The following is a 13,245-nucleotide window of genomic DNA, read 5'->3' as shown; positions in this document are numbered from 1 at the left end:
ACATAGATGTGAGAGTCAAGCGCGAATTTCGGAGGGGCCGTGCGGATCAGCGAGCTGGAGCGCAGGACCGGGGTCAGCCAGCGCCTGCTGCGGTACTACGAGGAGCAGGGCCTGCTGCGGCCGCGGCGCCTGCCGAGCGGTTACCGCGTGTACGCCGAAGCCGATGTCACCACCGTCGAGCACATCCGCAACCTGCTCGCCGCGGGCCTGTCCACCACCACGATCGCGGACCTGCTGCCGTGCATGGGTTCCGAGGGCGGGCGGCTCATCGCCGACTGCCCCGAACTGCTGGTGGACCTGCACCGGGAGCGGGCCAGGCTCAGCGCCGCCATCACCGAGCTGACCACCGCCCGGAGCACGCTGGACCAGGTGATCGCCACCGCTCCGCCCGCGGTCGAACACGCCGCCGCCCAATTGCGGGACGCCGGTTGAATCAACTCGCGAGCTTCGACGGGTGCGTAGCCAGCGGCGTGACCTCCAGCGCCAGGTAAGGGAAAAGCGGCAACCCGAACCGCACAGGGCGCAGCTCATCGCCGACTACCCCGACTGCGGGACACCAGTTGAGCAATCAACTCACGACCTTCGACGGATGCGTAGCCAGCGGCGTCACTTCTAGCGCCAGATAAGGAAACAACGGCAACCCGAACCGCACAGTGCACAGCTCATCACCGACTACCCCGACTGCGGGACACCAGTCGAGCAATCAACTCACGACCTTCGACGGATGCGTAGCCAGCGGCGTAACCTCCAGCACCAGATAAGGAAACAACGGCAACCCGAACCGCACAGTGCACAGCTCATCACCGACTACCCCGACTGCGGGACACCGGCTGAGCAATCAACTCACGACCTTCGACGGGTGCGTAGCCAGCGGCGTCACTTCTAGCGCCAGATAAGGAAACAACGGCAGCCCGGACAGCAGAGCGTGCAGCTCGTCGTGGTCGGCCACGTCGAACACCGAGAAGTTCGCGTACTCCCCCGCGATGCGCCACAGGTGCGGCCATTTGCCTTCGCGTTGCAGCCGTTGGCTGTACGCCTTCTCGCGCGCGATCAGGTCCGCGCGCGACGACGGGTCCATTTCCGCGGGCAGGCGGACGTCCATGCGCACGTGGTAAAGCATCGGTCACTCCCAAGTGGACGGTCGTCAGGAACGCACCGGATCGAGGGCGAACCCGTATTCGACGGTTTCCCCGTGCCCGTCCGACTGGGGCGAGAGCACGAGTTCCGGCTTCACCGCCGACGCGATGTCGTCGTCGTTGTGCGCGTCGCCGGGGAAGTACAGCTGCGCGGTCAGCAGTTCGTGCCCCGGCGCCGAAACCTTGACGTGCAGGTGCGCCGGGCGCCAGGCGTGCCAGCCCGCGGCGGCGATCAGCTTCCCGCAGGCCCCGTCGGTCGGGATCTGGTACGGGGCCGGGCGGATCGTGTGGATCTCGAACTCACCGTCGGCACCGGCGGTGAAGGTGGCACGCAGGTTCCACTCCGGAATGCCCGGCGCGAACTGCGAGTAGAAACCATCCGCGTCGGCGTGCCACAGCTCGATCTTCGCCCCCGGCAACGCCGGACCGCCCGTCGAGGTGACCCGGCCGGTCCAGACCAGTGGAGTGCCGGGCTCGTTCTCCCGCATGGGAACCGTGCCGCGGGCGCCCTGCTCTGGAGCGCCCGGAACGTAGTACGGGCCTTCGATGGTGCCCTTGTTGCCCTTCCGGTGCTCGGTGGCGACCTCCTCGACGACGTGCTCCACCCAGACGTCGAGGAACAGCGGCCACTCACCGTCCTCGCCCACGCTGATCAGCCACGCCTTGAGCGCGTTGTACTCGTCGTAGGTGACCTTGTGCCGCCGGATCGTGCCGTGCACGGCGTCGAGCACTTCGCGGGCGAGCAGGCTGACGCGTTCCTTCGGCGTGCCGATCCGGTCGGCGAGCTTGTCGCTTTTGAACCGTTCGGTGGCGCTGGCGCCGGAAGCCGCGGCGGTGGCGGTCATGAATCCTCCTTGATTCGTGGTGGGATCAGCGGTCCTGGCGGTACCGCCGGAGCTTGTCGGGATCGATCTCGGCACCGAGACCGGCACCGGGCCGGACGGCCAGTTCGCCGTCGGTCACCCGCAGCGGCTCGGTGAGCAGGTCGTCGCTCATGTCGAGGAAGTTCGACAACTCGCCAGCGCGCCGGGCGGTCAGCTCGTGCGCGGCTCCAAAAGCGACAGTGCACAGTGAACCGAGCTGGCCGTCGATCTGGTTGCCCATCACCACTTCCAGGCCGAGCCCCTCGGCGAGGTGGTGGGTGCGCTGGGACCGGGTGAACCCGGTGCGGGCGGTCTTGATGCTGATCGCGGTGGCGGAACCGCCGAGCACCTCGCGGGTGACGTCGGCGGGCGTGACCGCGGACTCGTCGGCGATGAACGGCACGTCCAAACGGGACACCAGCCAGCGCCGCCCGAGCACGTCGTCGGCCGGGCACAGCTCCTCGGCGAACAGCAGCCCGAGATCGGCCATCTCCGCCATCGCGCGGGCGGATTCGGCGGCGGTCCAGCCGCGGTTGCCGTCCACGTACAGCTCGACGCCGTCGCCGAAGTGCTCGCGCAGCGCCCGCACCACGGCCGTGTCCAGCGAGACCGGGCGACGGCCGACCTTCACCTTGAACGTGGTGATGCCGTGGGTGGCGCGCATCCGCTCGGCCTCGGCGACCATCGCGGCCGGTTCGTCGAAGCCGAGCATGTGGCACACGCGCATCCGGTCGGTGTAACCGCCGAGCAGTTCGGTGACCGAGACGTCCAGGCTTCGCCCCAGCGCGTCCCAGATCGCCATGTCCAGCGCCGACTTCGCGGCCGGGTTGCCGACGGTCCGCGCGAGCCTGGCGTGCACGACCTCGCGGTCGAGCAGGCTCAGCCCGACCACCTGCGGCGCGAAGATCGAGTCGAGCACTTCGATGATCCCCGCCTGGGTCTCGCCGTAGGTGAACGGCCGCGGCGGGGCCTCGGCGATCCCGATGACGCCGTCGTCGGTGTGCACCCGCACGAGCACGTGCTCGGCGGCGCGCACCTCACCGGAGGCGAACCGCAGCGGCTTGCGGTACGGGATGGCGAACGGGATCGCCTCGACCCTGGTGATCTTCATTCAGCTGACCTCCGCTGGTGCGGACGGGAAAACGTGCTCGAGTTCCGCGAGCACGGTGGACACCAGCGGCGAGCGGGTTTCGCGGTGCCAGGCCAGCGCCAGCTCGACGGTCGCCGCACCGGACAGGTCGCGGAACACCACGCCCGCCAGCGGCAGCGCCCTGGCCGACGCGGGCACGACACCGATGCCGAGGCCGCCCGCCACCAGCGCGAGCAGCGTCGCGGTGCCGGGCGCTTCGTGTTGCTGGCGCGGCGTGAACCCGGCGTCGCGGCAACTGCGCCCGACCGCTTCGCGCACAACGGAGTTGCGCTCGTGGTAGGTGACAAAAGGTTCGGCACGCAGGTCCGCCATCGCCACCACCGGTTCGGCCGCCAGCCGGTGGTCCGCCGGGACCGCGAGGACGAGTGGTTCCGCCTCGATCACCCGGTAGGCGATGTCGTCGCCGGTCACCGGCGGCCGGAGCACGCCGATGCCGAGGGTTCCGGTGCGCAGGTGCTCGCACTGCTCGGCGGTGAGCAGGTCGGCGCGCACTTCCAGCTCCACCTGCGGCACGCGCTGGGCGAGCGCCCTGGCCAGGTGCGGCAGGTGGGAGAACGCGGCGGTGCCGGTGAACCCGATCCGGAGCAGGCCGAGCCTGCCCGCACCGATGCGGCGGACCCCGCGCACCCCGGCATCGACGGCGGCGAGCACACGCCGCGCCTCGGTCAGGAAGAACTCGCCAGCCGGGGTGATGCGCACCTGCCTGGTCGTGCGCGCCAGCAGCGCGACGCCCAGTTCGTCCTCCAGCTGGCGGATGGTGTGGGACAGCGCAGGCTGGGCGACGTGCAACCGCTCGGCGGCGCGGCCGAAGTGACAGGTGTCGGCGACGGTGGCGAAGTAACGCAGGTGCCTCAGCTCCACAGCGGTGCCTCCTCCCGGCCGTCGTCCTCGATCTCCCCACGGTAGGAACCGGACTCATCGAAGACAAAGACCTGGTTTCGGGTGATTGATAACCAGCATCAATCAATCACCCTAGACGGCGCCCGTGCCGATCACCGAGGACACGGGACCGAAAGCGCCTCCCACCCGCGGCGCGCGCGGGGCGTCGAAAGCCGCCCCTTCGCGATAGGGGCGGCGGCTGTGTCCGCTGTCAGCAGCGAGGGCGTTCGACGGCGTCCGTGCGGCGTTCGAGCAGGACGGTGTCGTGCCAGGTGCCGTTTCGTTCGGCGATGCGTTCGCGGACGCCGACGGTGCGGTAGCCCGCGGACTGGTGCAGCGCGATGCTGGTCCGGTTCTCGGTGAACACCGAGGTTTGCAGGGTCCAGATGCTGCCGCGGTCGGCGGCGGTGACCTGCTTGTGCAGCAAGGCTTTCCCGACACCGCGGCCGCGGTGGGCGGCGCCGACGTAAACCGAAGTCTCGGCAACCCCGGCGTAGCAGTCCCTTGTGGACACTGGTGCGGCTGCGGTCCAGCCGACAACCTCACCGTCGAGCAGTGCGACCCATCGATGACCCGGCAGCCAGTGCGCGTCGAGGGTTTCCCGGCTGGGCACGGTGGTTTCGAAGGTGGCGATGCCGGTTTCGATCCCTTCGCCGTAGATGCGCAGGACGGCATCCCAGTCGTCGCCGGTCATCGGGCGGACGGTGACGTCGGCGGGCAGGTCGCCCGGGCAGCACGGGCGCGGGGCGAGCAGGCCCATCACCGCGTCGGCGGCCTGCGGGAAACCGGTGCAGCAAGCCGGATTCACCGACACGATCGTGGCGGTGCGTTCGCGGCGCAACCGCACGAAGCCGATGTCGGCGAGCTTGCGGACGTGGTGCGAGCAGGTGGACTGGCTGATGCCGAGCGCCTCGGTCAGCTCACCGACGGTGACCCCGGACGGCGCGGTGGCCACCGCGTGCAGCAGCCGCACGCGAGTCGGCTCCGCCAGGCAGGAGAACCAGTCCGCGTAGGTGGCGGCTTCGGCGAGCGGCAGATCGACCGGGGCGAGCGTCATGCCGCTCATTATCGACGCGAATCGATGGTTGCGTCAATCGATGACCGTCGATACAGTCCTCGCTCAACTGCATCGACAGCCATCGATTAAGGGGTGATCGGGTATGAGCGAGTGGCCGGTAGTGGTGGTCGGGGCCGGGCCGGTGGGCTTGGCGGCAGCGGCCGAACTGCTCGAACGCGGGCTGGAGCCGCTGGTGTTCGAGCGCGGGGCGCAGGCGGGCGCGGCGGTGGCGCTGTGGCACCACGTGCGGTTGTTCTCGCCGTGGTCCGAGCTGGTGGCCCCCGCGGCCGGGCGATTGCTGGAGCCGACGGGCTGGTCTCGGCCGGACGCGGCGAGCTATCCGACCGGCGCGGAGTGGGCGGCGCGGTACCTGCGCCCGCTGGCCGCCGCGCTGGGCGACCGGGTGCGGCTCGGCGTCGAGGTGGTGGGCGCGGCCCGTCGCGGCCGGGACCGTGTGGTGGATTCCGGGCGTGACAGCGAGCCGCTGACCGTACACCTGCGCGACGCCGACGGCACCGAGCGACGGATCACCGCGCGGGCGCTGATCGACGCCTCGGGCACCTGGACCGGGCCGAACCCGCTCGGCGGCGACGGCCTGCCCGCGCTCGGTGAGCCCGCGGCGGCGGACAGGATCGCTTACCAGGTCCCGAATCTGGCCGATCCGGCGGTGCGGGCGCGGTACGCGGGCAAGCACGTGGCCATTGCCGGGAGCGGGCATTCGGCGCTGACCGCCCTGGTCGCGCTGGCGGAACTGGGGAACACGCGGATCAGCTGGATCCTGCGCCGCGGCGAGGTCGGCAACGTCTTCGGCGGCGGCGAGGCCGACCAGCTCCCCGCGCGAGGAGCGCTGGGACTGCGCGCGAAGCAGGCGGCGCGGGAGGGTCACGTGCGTGCGGTGACCGGGTTCCGCACCGAGGCCGTCGAGCGGTCCGGAGAGCGGCTGACGCTGGTCTCCGATCAGGGCGCGCGGGTCGAGGACGTGGCCGAAATCGTGGTGCTGACCGGGTTCCGGCCGGAGCTGTCATGGTTGTCGGAACTGCGGCTGGAGCTGGACGCGACCTTGCAGGCGCCGGTGCGGCTGGCACCGCTGATCGATCCGAACGTGCACTCGTGCGGCACGGTCTACCCGCACGGCGTCGCCGAACTCGCCCACCCGGAGCCGGGGGTGTTCCTGGCCGGGATGAAAAGCTACGGCCGGGCGCCGACGTTCCTGGCGATGACCGGGTACGAGCAGGTGCGCAGCATCGCCGCCGCACTGGCCGGTGACCGCGAAGCCGCCGAGCGGGTCGAGCTGGTGCTGCCGGAAACCGGCGTCTGCGGCGGATCCGGCGTGTTCGACGCCGAACCCGGCGGCGGCGGGTGCTGCGGCGGCCAGCCGGAGACGCTGACCCTGGCCGCCCCGGCGCCACGCGCGTGACCACGGCATTCCGGGAGGACTCCATGAACGACGTGGTGATCATCGGCGGCGGGCAGTCCGGCCTGTGCGCCGCGCGGGCGCTCAACCAGCACGGCATCCGGCCGATCCTGCTCGAAGCGGGCGCCGAGCCGACCGGCTCGTGGCCTGGCTACTACGACAGCCTCACCGTGTTCTCCCCCGCCCGGTACAGCGGCATGCCCGGCCGACCCTTCCCCGGCGAACCGGACGGCTACCCCCATCGCGACGAGGTCGTGGCCTACCTGCGCCGCTACACCGAAACCGTGGACGCGGACCTCCGCACCAGCACCACGGTGACCGCGGTCGAAAGCACCTCGGGCGGGTTCCTCGTGCGCACCACCACCGGTGAGGAGATTCCGGCGGCCGGGGTCGTCGCCGCGACCGGTTCGTTCGGCAACCCGCATCGGCCCGAGCTACCCGGGCAGGACGGCTTCACCGGGCAGTTGCTGCACGTCGCCGACTACCGCAATCCCAAGTCACACCACGGAGAACGCGTCGTGGTGGTCGGTGGCGGCAACTCCGGTGTGCAGGTCGCCTACGAGTTGGCCGAGGTGGCCGACGTCACGCTCGCCACCCGCGCGCCGGTGAACTTCCTGCCTCAACGGCGGGACGGCCATGACCTCCACCACTGGCTCGTCGAGTCCGGGTTCGACCAGCTCCCGCCGCAGTGGCTGGTCCACTACCTGGGCGGCCCGCTGGTGATGGACACCGGCGACTACCGCGCCGCGATCGAGGGCGGACGCCTGCGCCGCCGGGACATGTTCACCGCCTTCGACGGCAGTCACGTGGTCTGGCCCGACGGCGAGCGCGAGCACGCCGACACCGTGCTGTTCGCCACCGGCTACCGCCCGGACCTCGGCTACCTCGAACCGCTCGGCACCCTGCGGGACGGCCTGCCGCCGCACACCGGCGGCCTGTCCATGACCCATCCCGGCCTGGTCTACGTCGGCTTGGAATTCCAGCGGTCGTTCGCCTCGAACACCCTGCGCGGCGCCCATCGCGACGCCGCCCACGTCGCCGAAGCCCTGGTCGCGCACGTCCGCGACGCGCCGGCCACGGCCGGGGTTCGTTAGGGCGTGTTTCACGAGTCTGTTCGATGGGCTTCGTGATCCAGATGGTTCCTGGCGGTGCCGGGCGTTCGGCCTCGTACTGGGCGTACTCGGCCGAAGGCCCGGTGCCGCCAGGGGCCGCCTGGGCGCGAAGAGCGCGAACAAGACTGGTGAAACGCGCCCTAGCTGTACTGCCCCGGGAGGTTGGGAACGCGGCTGGCGGGTGGGTGGCCGCCGAGTGCGGTGTGGCCGCGGTGGTGATTGTAGGTGTGTAGCCAGCCGGGGAACGCGTCGCGTCGTGCTTGTTCTGACTGGTAGGGGCGGGCGTAGGCCCATTCGTCGAGCAGGGTGCGGTTGAAGCGTTCGACTTTGCCGTTGGCCTGGGGTCGGTAGGGGCGGGTGCGTTTGTGGCTGATGCCGGCAGTGGCGAGGGTGTCGCGCCAGGCGCGGGAGGTGTAGCAGGAGCCGTTATCGGTCAGGACCCGCTCGACGGTGATGCCGTGGGCGGCGAAGAAGGTCTGAGCGCGGAGCCAGAACGCGACCGCGGTGTCTTTCCTCTCGTCGGGCAGGATTTCGCTGTAGACGAGCCGGGAGTGGTCGTCGAGGGCGTTGTGCAGGTAGCTGTAGCCGATCGGTGCCCGGTTGTTGCGGCGTTCGGTGGTGGTGGCGCGGGCGTTGCGCCGGGAGTGGGCGCGCCCGAGTACCCGGTGCCCGCCGCCGTCGGGGATGTTGCCCAGCTTCTTGATGTCCACGTGCACCAGCTCGCCCGGGGGTGGCGCGCTCGTAGCGGCGGACCGGGCGGCCGGTGACCCGGTCGAGATGGGCCAGCCGCGCCAGGCCAGTACCCGATGCACGGTGGAAGGCACCAGGCGCAGGAAGAACGCGATCCGCGCCGGCCCCCACCGCCGCAACACCCGGACCTTGATGATCCGCCGCTCGGTGCGCGTCGGGGTTCTGCGCGGGCTGGAATGCGGGCGTGAGGACCGGTCGATCATGCCCGCCTCGCCCTCGGCGCGGTATCGGCCAGCCCACCGCCGCGCGGTGGACACCGAGACCTGGAACCGCTCCGCGGCCCGCCGCAGCGGCCACTGATCGTCCACGACACAACGAGCCAGGCGCAGCCTGCCTACCGGGGTCAAGGGTGCGTTAGCGTGGGTCACGAGGGCCTCCGTGGGCTTGGTGCAGATGTCGCAATCCACACCGAACCCGGAGGCCCTCCCTCATACCAAGATCATCCGACTACGTGTCCCCACGTTCGCAACCTCCTGGGGCAGTACACCTAGCTCGCCGGGTCGAGCAGTTCGGCGAGCAGGGCACGGACCCGCCGGTCGATCTCGTCGCGGATGGGGCGCACCGCGTCGACCGATCGGCCGGCGGGGTCGTCGAGCTGCCAGTCCAGGTAGCGCTTGCCGGGGAACACCGGGCAGGTGTCCCCACAGCCCATGGTGATCACCACGTCCGAGGCCTCGACGTCCTGAGTGGACAGTTTCGACGGCACCTCGTCGGTGATGTCCAGCCCCCATTCGGCCAGCGCCTGCGCCGCCGCGGGATTGACCTTCTCGGCGGGCTCGGACCCGGCCGAGCGCACCGCCACCCGGCCCAGCGCGTGGTGCCGCAGCAGCGCGGCGGCCAGCTGCGACCGGCCCGCGTTGTGCACGCAGACAAAGAGCACCTCAGGGGTCATGCTTCCTCTTCCGTCGGTCGGTGGCCCCGGCGAACCCGGCGGGGCGGCCAGCGAGATCAGTCTAGCCTGATACCATCCTCGCATGATGTCAGTCCCCGCTGATGTGTTGCCGGTGGAGTTGCTGCGCCTGGTGGCCGACCCGCTGCGTGCCCGGATCCTCGGCCTGCTCGCCCGCGAAACCCTGTGCACCACCCACCTGGTCGAGGAAACGGGCGCGAGCCAGACCAACGTGTCCAACCACCTGCGGCTGCTGCGCGAAGCCGGGCTGGTCACCACCGAGCCGTGCGGCCGATACACCTACTACACGCTGCGACCCGAGGTGCTGCGCACGCTCGCCGCCACCTTCACCGACCTGGCCGACACCGCCGAAGCCAACACCGAGCGCAAGCGGGCCTGCCCGTGACCGCGCCCGCCGAGCCAGCCGTCCTCCGTGAACTGTCCTTTCTGGACCGTTTCCTGCCGGTGTGGATCATCGCCGCGATGGGCGCCGGGCTGCTGCTCGGCAGCGCCCTGCCCGGTCTGCAAGGGGTGCTGGAGTCGGTGAAGATCGGCAGCGTCTCCCTGCCGATCGCGCTCGGGCTGCTGCTGATGATGTACCCGGTGCTGGCCAAGGTCCGCTACGACCGCCTCGACACGGTCACCCGCGACCGCCGCACGCTGGCGCTCTCACTGGTGCTGAACTGGCTCATCGGTCCCGCGCTGATGTTCGCGCTGGCCTGGCTGCTGCTGCCCGACCTGCCCGAGTACCGCACCGGCCTGATCATCGTCGGGCTCGCGCGCTGCATCGCCATGGTGATCATCTGGAACGACCTCGCCTGCGGTGACCGCGAGGCCGCCGCCGTGCTGGTCGCGCTGAACTCGGTGTTCCAGGTGCTGATGTTCGGCGTGCTCGGCTGGTTCTACCTGGACCTGCTGCCCGGCTGGCTCGGCCTGGACAGCGAAGCCGTCGCGTTCTCCTTCTGGGAGATCGTGCTCAACGTGGTGGTCTTCCTCGGCATTCCGCTGGCGGCCGGTTACCTGACCCGCCGCTTCGGCGAGAAGGCCAAGGGCCGCACCTGGTACGAGGAACGGTTCCTGCCCCGCATCGGCCCGATCGCCCTGTACGGCCTGTTGTTCACCATCGTCGTTTTGTTCGCCCTGCAAGGCGAAACCATCACCTCGCAGCCACTCGACGTCGCCCGCATCGCACTGCCGCTGCTGGTCTACTTCGCCGTGATGTGGGCCGGTTCGTACGCCATGGGCAAGGCCGCCGGGCTGACCTACGAGCGCACCACCACGCTCGCGTTCACCGCGGCCGGCAACAACTTCGAACTCGCCATCGCGGTGGCCATCGGGGTTTTCGGCGTCACTTCCGGACAGGCGCTGGCCGGGGTGGTCGGCCCGCTCATCGAGGTACCCGTGCTCGTCGCCCTCGTCTACGTCAGCCTCTGGCTGCGCAAACGCTGGGCGGCGACGTCAGGCTGACGGTTCTTCCAGCAGGGCCAGCAGAATCCGCTGCAGCTCGCCGCGGTCGCGCGCCGGGATCCTCGCCAGCCGCCGATCGAACTCCGCGGCGAGCGCGGCGAGGGCCCGGTCCCGCGCCGCCTCGCCCTCGGCGGTCAGCACGAGCCGATGCCGCCGCAGGTCCGCGTCGTCGATCTCGCGGCGCATGAACCCCTTGGCGACGAGGTTGCGCACGTAGACCGTCACGCTCGCCTTCGGGATCATCAGCGTCGCGGCCAGCTCGGCCGGGTACGGCGACGCGCCCACCTCGGCGAGCACGAAGAACTCCTTCGTCTCGAGCCCGAGTTCGGCCAGTTCCCCGCTGCACGCGTCCAGCACGACGGTCAGCAGGCGGTGGTTCAGCGTCCACAGCTGGGCGGCGTCGACCGGCACCCGCACCCCTCCCTAAAGTGGTACAGTCCTGAACTAGTTCAGTCTCGTACTAACGCTCATCTCGAAGTGGGACAACCTTACGCGAAAGGGTGCCGTCAGGTGCTTCAGCACATCACCATCCCGCGCGGGCCGATCCAGCTCGCGGCCGACCTCCACCTGCCGGACGACCACCGCGAAGGCGCACCGGCCGTGGTGCTGTCCACCCCGGGCAGCAGCGTCAAGGAGCAGATCGGCGCGAACTACGCGTCCCGGCTCGCCGCCCGTGGCATCCCGGCGCTCGTGTTCGACCCCGCCCACCAGGGGCAGAGCGGCGGCGAGCCACGCGACCTCGAAGACCCGTACCGCCGCGGCGAGGACATCTCCTACGCGATCGACGCGCTCAGCACGCTCCCCGGCATCGACCCGGAACGCATCGGCGTGCTCGGCATCTGCGCCGGCGGCGGTTACGCGGTGCACACCGCCCGCACCGACCACCGCATCAAGGCGGTCGGCACGGTGGTGCCCGGCAACATGGGCACCTCGTTCCGCGGTTTCCAGCCGGACGGCCCGGTGGCCGCGCTCGACGCGATGGCCGCCGCCCGCCTCGGCGAGACCCGCACCGGCGAGCTGACCCGCGTGAACTGGCTGCCGGACACCCTCGCCGAAGCCGCCGCGGCCGGACTGTCCGATGTCGACACAACGCAGGCGATCACCTACTACCGCACCGAACGCGGCGGGCACGAACGCTCGACGAACCGCCGCCTCGCGCGCGGGGACGCACTGCTCCTCGGCTACGACGCGTACCACCTGGTCGATCCGCTGATGACGCAGCCGTTGCAGGTCATTCTCGCCGGGCGCCTCGGCAACACCGGCTCCTACGAATCCGGGATGCGGCTGTGGGAACTGGCGCCCAACCCGGTCGATCTGATGGTCATCGAGGGCGCCGGGCACTACGAGATGTACGACGAACCCGAGTACGTCGACGCCGCCGTCACCCGCCTCGCCGCCTTCTACTCGGCGCACCTGTAACAACCGTGACGTTCCCGTCAGGCGGGTCGAACGGTTACCGTGCGGTGCATGGCGACGCCCGTCGAGACCATCGACCGCACCTGGTGGGGTGTGGTGGACGCACACCGTGACCGGCTGCTGCGGATCGCCCGGCGGCGGACTCCCAGCGAGCAGGACGCCGAGGACGTGGTCTCCGAGGCCGTGCTCCGGGCCGCCGAGCGCCCCGGCCTCGACCCCGACCGGCTGCCCGCCTGGCTCACCACGGTGACCGTGCGCCTGTGTGCCGACGTCACCCGGGACGCGGCCAGGGAACGCCGCCGGTGGCTGCGTGCCGACGTGGAAACCGCGGCGGAGTCCTGTGAGCAGCGCATCTGCGACCGCGCCGAGGCGTCGTGGCTCGCCGGGCACCTCGACACGCTGCCCGACCGGCAGGCCCAGGTGCTGCGGCTGCGTGCCGACGGACTGGACGTCACCGCGGCCGCCGAGTCGATGGGCGTGAGCTACCGGACCGCCGAATCGCTGCTGGCCAGGGGCCGCCGCGCGCTGCGTGTGCTGCTGACCTCGTCGCTGGCGGCGGTCGCGGTGCTGGGGTGGCGGTGGGTACGCCATCCCGCCGCCCACGGCAGCGGCGGCGCGATCACCCCGGCGGTGGGCGGCGTGGTGCTGGGTGCGGCCGGGCTGGTGGTGCTCGTCGCGGGCGCCCCGGTCGAACCGCCCGCGGTCCAGCCCGGTCCGCCGGGCGAGGTGAGCACCGAAGCACCGGTCGAGCCGCGCCCCGCGGCGAACACTCCGGCGCCCCGGGCGCCCGAGCCCGTTCGACCTGCCCAGCCCGCGCCCGAGGCGCCGCCCGCGCCGGAGGTCGAGCCGCAGGTCCCGGCCGGTATCACCGGACTCGTCCCCACTGAACTACCGCCGCTGCCCGAGGTGCTGCCCGAATCCGTGGAATCGGTGCCATCCGTGGCATCGGTGGAGTCCGTGGAGGAGCAGGTGCCGACGGCCGGCGTGCTCGAAGACCTGCCGATTCCGTCACTGCCCGCACCCCTGGGCTGACCCGCGCGAAAAACCTCCGAATTCGACCGACGGACGTCCGCCGTGGCCGCGTAACACCGGTGAAGCCACGTCCCCGTCGA

The 13,245-nt window shown here is 70.8% G+C and carries 17 protein-coding genes; 7 read left to right on the top strand and 10 right to left on the bottom strand.

The annotated features are described in order from the left end of the window. The first annotated feature begins 39 nt into the window (after window positions 1–39). The gene (locus tag A4R43_RS03060; RefSeq protein ID WP_113690883.1) at window positions 40–432 is read left to right on the top strand and encodes a MerR family transcriptional regulator; all 393 of its coding nucleotides are present in this window, start codon (window positions 40–42) and stop codon (window positions 430–432) included. 1 nt (window position 433) lies between these two features. Here the strand turns inward: A4R43_RS03060 and A4R43_RS43760 are convergent, their stop codons facing one another. The 7 genes from A4R43_RS43760 to A4R43_RS03020 all read right to left on the bottom strand — a co-directional run bounded on the left by A4R43_RS43760 (window position 434) and on the right by A4R43_RS03020 (window position 5,085). Then, entirely contained in the window at window positions 434–517 is an 84-nt protein-coding gene (locus tag A4R43_RS43760; RefSeq protein WP_236809417.1) for a hypothetical protein, read from the bottom strand. 51 nt (window positions 518–568) lie between these two features. Next, entirely contained in the window at window positions 569–652 is an 84-nt protein-coding gene (locus A4R43_RS43755; RefSeq protein WP_236809416.1) for a hypothetical protein, read from the bottom strand. A 186-nt stretch (window positions 653–838) separates the two neighbouring features. Further along, window positions 839–1,120 carry a muconolactone Delta-isomerase gene (gene catC / locus A4R43_RS03040; protein ID WP_113690879.1) on the bottom strand — a complete coding sequence of 94 codons (282 nt, stop codon included), beginning with the start codon at window positions 1,118–1,120 and terminating at the stop codon, window positions 839–841. A gap of 24 nt (window positions 1,121–1,144) precedes the next feature. Beyond that, a complete protein-coding gene (gene catA / locus A4R43_RS03035) occupies window positions 1,145–1,981 on the bottom strand; it encodes a catechol 1,2-dioxygenase (protein WP_113690878.1) in 837 nt (278 codons plus the stop codon). 25 nt (window positions 1,982–2,006) lie between these two features. Beyond that, window positions 2,007–3,110, bottom strand: a complete 1,104-nt coding sequence (locus A4R43_RS03030; protein WP_113690877.1) for a mandelate racemase/muconate lactonizing enzyme family protein — start codon at window positions 3,108–3,110, stop codon at window positions 2,007–2,009. Next, on the bottom strand, window positions 3,111–4,010 hold the full coding sequence (locus tag A4R43_RS03025; RefSeq protein ID WP_113690876.1) for a LysR family transcriptional regulator: 900 nt from the start codon (window positions 4,008–4,010) through the stop codon (window positions 3,111–3,113). A gap of 229 nt (window positions 4,011–4,239) precedes the next feature. Then, window positions 4,240–5,085, bottom strand: a complete 846-nt coding sequence (locus A4R43_RS03020) for a helix-turn-helix domain-containing GNAT family N-acetyltransferase (RefSeq protein ID WP_418190800.1) — start codon at window positions 5,083–5,085, stop codon at window positions 4,240–4,242. Between the two features lie 103 nt (window positions 5,086–5,188). On the opposite strand from A4R43_RS03020, the gene A4R43_RS03015 reads away from it, so the two are divergent. Next, a complete protein-coding gene (locus A4R43_RS03015; protein ID WP_113690874.1) occupies window positions 5,189–6,502 on the top strand; it encodes an FAD-dependent oxidoreductase in 1,314 nt (437 codons plus the stop codon). Window positions 6,503–6,525: 23 nt separating this feature from the next. After that, the gene (locus A4R43_RS03010) at window positions 6,526–7,593 is read left to right on the top strand and encodes a flavin-containing monooxygenase (RefSeq protein WP_113690873.1); all 1,068 of its coding nucleotides are present in this window, start codon (window positions 6,526–6,528) and stop codon (window positions 7,591–7,593) included. A 158-nt stretch (window positions 7,594–7,751) separates the two neighbouring features. On the opposite strand, the gene A4R43_RS03005 is transcribed toward A4R43_RS03010, so the two are convergent. Both A4R43_RS03005 and A4R43_RS03000 read right to left on the bottom strand, forming a co-directional pair. Then, window positions 7,752–8,729, bottom strand: a complete 978-nt coding sequence (locus A4R43_RS03005; protein ID WP_236808743.1) for an IS481 family transposase — start codon at window positions 8,727–8,729, stop codon at window positions 7,752–7,754. Window positions 8,730–8,848: 119 nt separating this feature from the next. Beyond that, on the bottom strand, window positions 8,849–9,253 hold the full coding sequence (locus A4R43_RS03000; protein WP_113690872.1) for an arsenate reductase ArsC: 405 nt from the start codon (window positions 9,251–9,253) through the stop codon (window positions 8,849–8,851). A gap of 82 nt (window positions 9,254–9,335) precedes the next feature. Between A4R43_RS03000 and A4R43_RS02995 the strand changes: the two genes are divergently transcribed. Continuing rightward, the gene (locus A4R43_RS02995; RefSeq protein WP_205215225.1) at window positions 9,336–9,656 is read left to right on the top strand and encodes an ArsR/SmtB family transcription factor; all 321 of its coding nucleotides are present in this window, start codon (window positions 9,336–9,338) and stop codon (window positions 9,654–9,656) included. Next, the gene (arsB, locus tag A4R43_RS02990) at window positions 9,653–10,717 is read left to right on the top strand and encodes an ACR3 family arsenite efflux transporter (protein ID WP_418190799.1); all 1,065 of its coding nucleotides are present in this window, start codon (window positions 9,653–9,655) and stop codon (window positions 10,715–10,717) included. The genes A4R43_RS02995 and arsB overlap by 4 nt, the downstream gene beginning before the upstream one ends. Here arsB and A4R43_RS02985 read toward each other — a convergent pair. After that, window positions 10,709–11,128 carry a MarR family winged helix-turn-helix transcriptional regulator gene (locus tag A4R43_RS02985; protein ID WP_113697307.1) on the bottom strand — a complete coding sequence of 140 codons (420 nt, stop codon included), beginning with the start codon at window positions 11,126–11,128 and terminating at the stop codon, window positions 10,709–10,711. The two genes, arsB and A4R43_RS02985, sit on opposite strands and share 9 nt — an antisense overlap. Before the next feature lie 99 nt (window positions 11,129–11,227). On the opposite strand from A4R43_RS02985, the gene A4R43_RS02980 reads away from it, so the two are divergent. Both A4R43_RS02980 and A4R43_RS44490 read left to right on the top strand, forming a co-directional pair. Further along, window positions 11,228–12,136 carry an alpha/beta hydrolase gene (locus A4R43_RS02980; protein ID WP_236808741.1) on the top strand — a complete coding sequence of 303 codons (909 nt, stop codon included), beginning with the start codon at window positions 11,228–11,230 and terminating at the stop codon, window positions 12,134–12,136. Between the two features lie 48 nt (window positions 12,137–12,184). Then, window positions 12,185–13,165: a sigma-70 family RNA polymerase sigma factor gene (locus A4R43_RS44490; RefSeq protein ID WP_113690870.1), complete on the top strand. Its 981-nt coding sequence runs from the start codon at window positions 12,185–12,187 to the stop codon at window positions 13,163–13,165. Window positions 13,166–13,245 lie beyond the last annotated feature (80 nt).

It is taken from the genome of Amycolatopsis albispora (genome assembly GCF_003312875.1).
Taxonomy (GTDB): Bacteria; Actinomycetota; Actinomycetes; order Mycobacteriales; family Pseudonocardiaceae; genus Amycolatopsis; species Amycolatopsis albispora.
The sequence above is the reverse complement of the archived record's forward strand: the minus strand, read 5'-3'. Positions and strand labels throughout refer to the sequence as shown.

Coding starts and splice junctions, on each gene's coding strand:
- A4R43_RS03020 (WP_418190800.1), bottom strand. CDS start 5,085: ATGACGCTCGCCCCGGTCGATCTGCCGCTCGCCGAAGCCGCCACCTAC.
- catA (WP_113690878.1), bottom strand. CDS start 1,981: ATGACCGCCACCGCCGCGGCTTCCGGCGCCAGCGCCACCGAACGGTTC.
- A4R43_RS03015 (WP_113690874.1), top strand. CDS start 5,189: ATGAGCGAGTGGCCGGTAGTGGTGGTCGGGGCCGGGCCGGTGGGCTTG.
- catC (WP_113690879.1), bottom strand. CDS start 1,120: ATGCTTTACCACGTGCGCATGGACGTCCGCCTGCCCGCGGAAATGGAC.
- A4R43_RS03030 (WP_113690877.1), bottom strand. CDS start 3,110: ATGAAGATCACCAGGGTCGAGGCGATCCCGTTCGCCATCCCGTACCGC.
- A4R43_RS03000 (WP_113690872.1), bottom strand. CDS start 9,253: ATGACCCCTGAGGTGCTCTTTGTCTGCGTGCACAACGCGGGCCGGTCG.
- A4R43_RS02995 (WP_205215225.1), top strand. CDS start 9,336: ATGATGTCAGTCCCCGCTGATGTGTTGCCGGTGGAGTTGCTGCGCCTG.
- A4R43_RS44490 (WP_113690870.1), top strand. CDS start 12,185: ATGGCGACGCCCGTCGAGACCATCGACCGCACCTGGTGGGGTGTGGTG.
- A4R43_RS03010 (WP_113690873.1), top strand. CDS start 6,526: ATGAACGACGTGGTGATCATCGGCGGCGGGCAGTCCGGCCTGTGCGCC.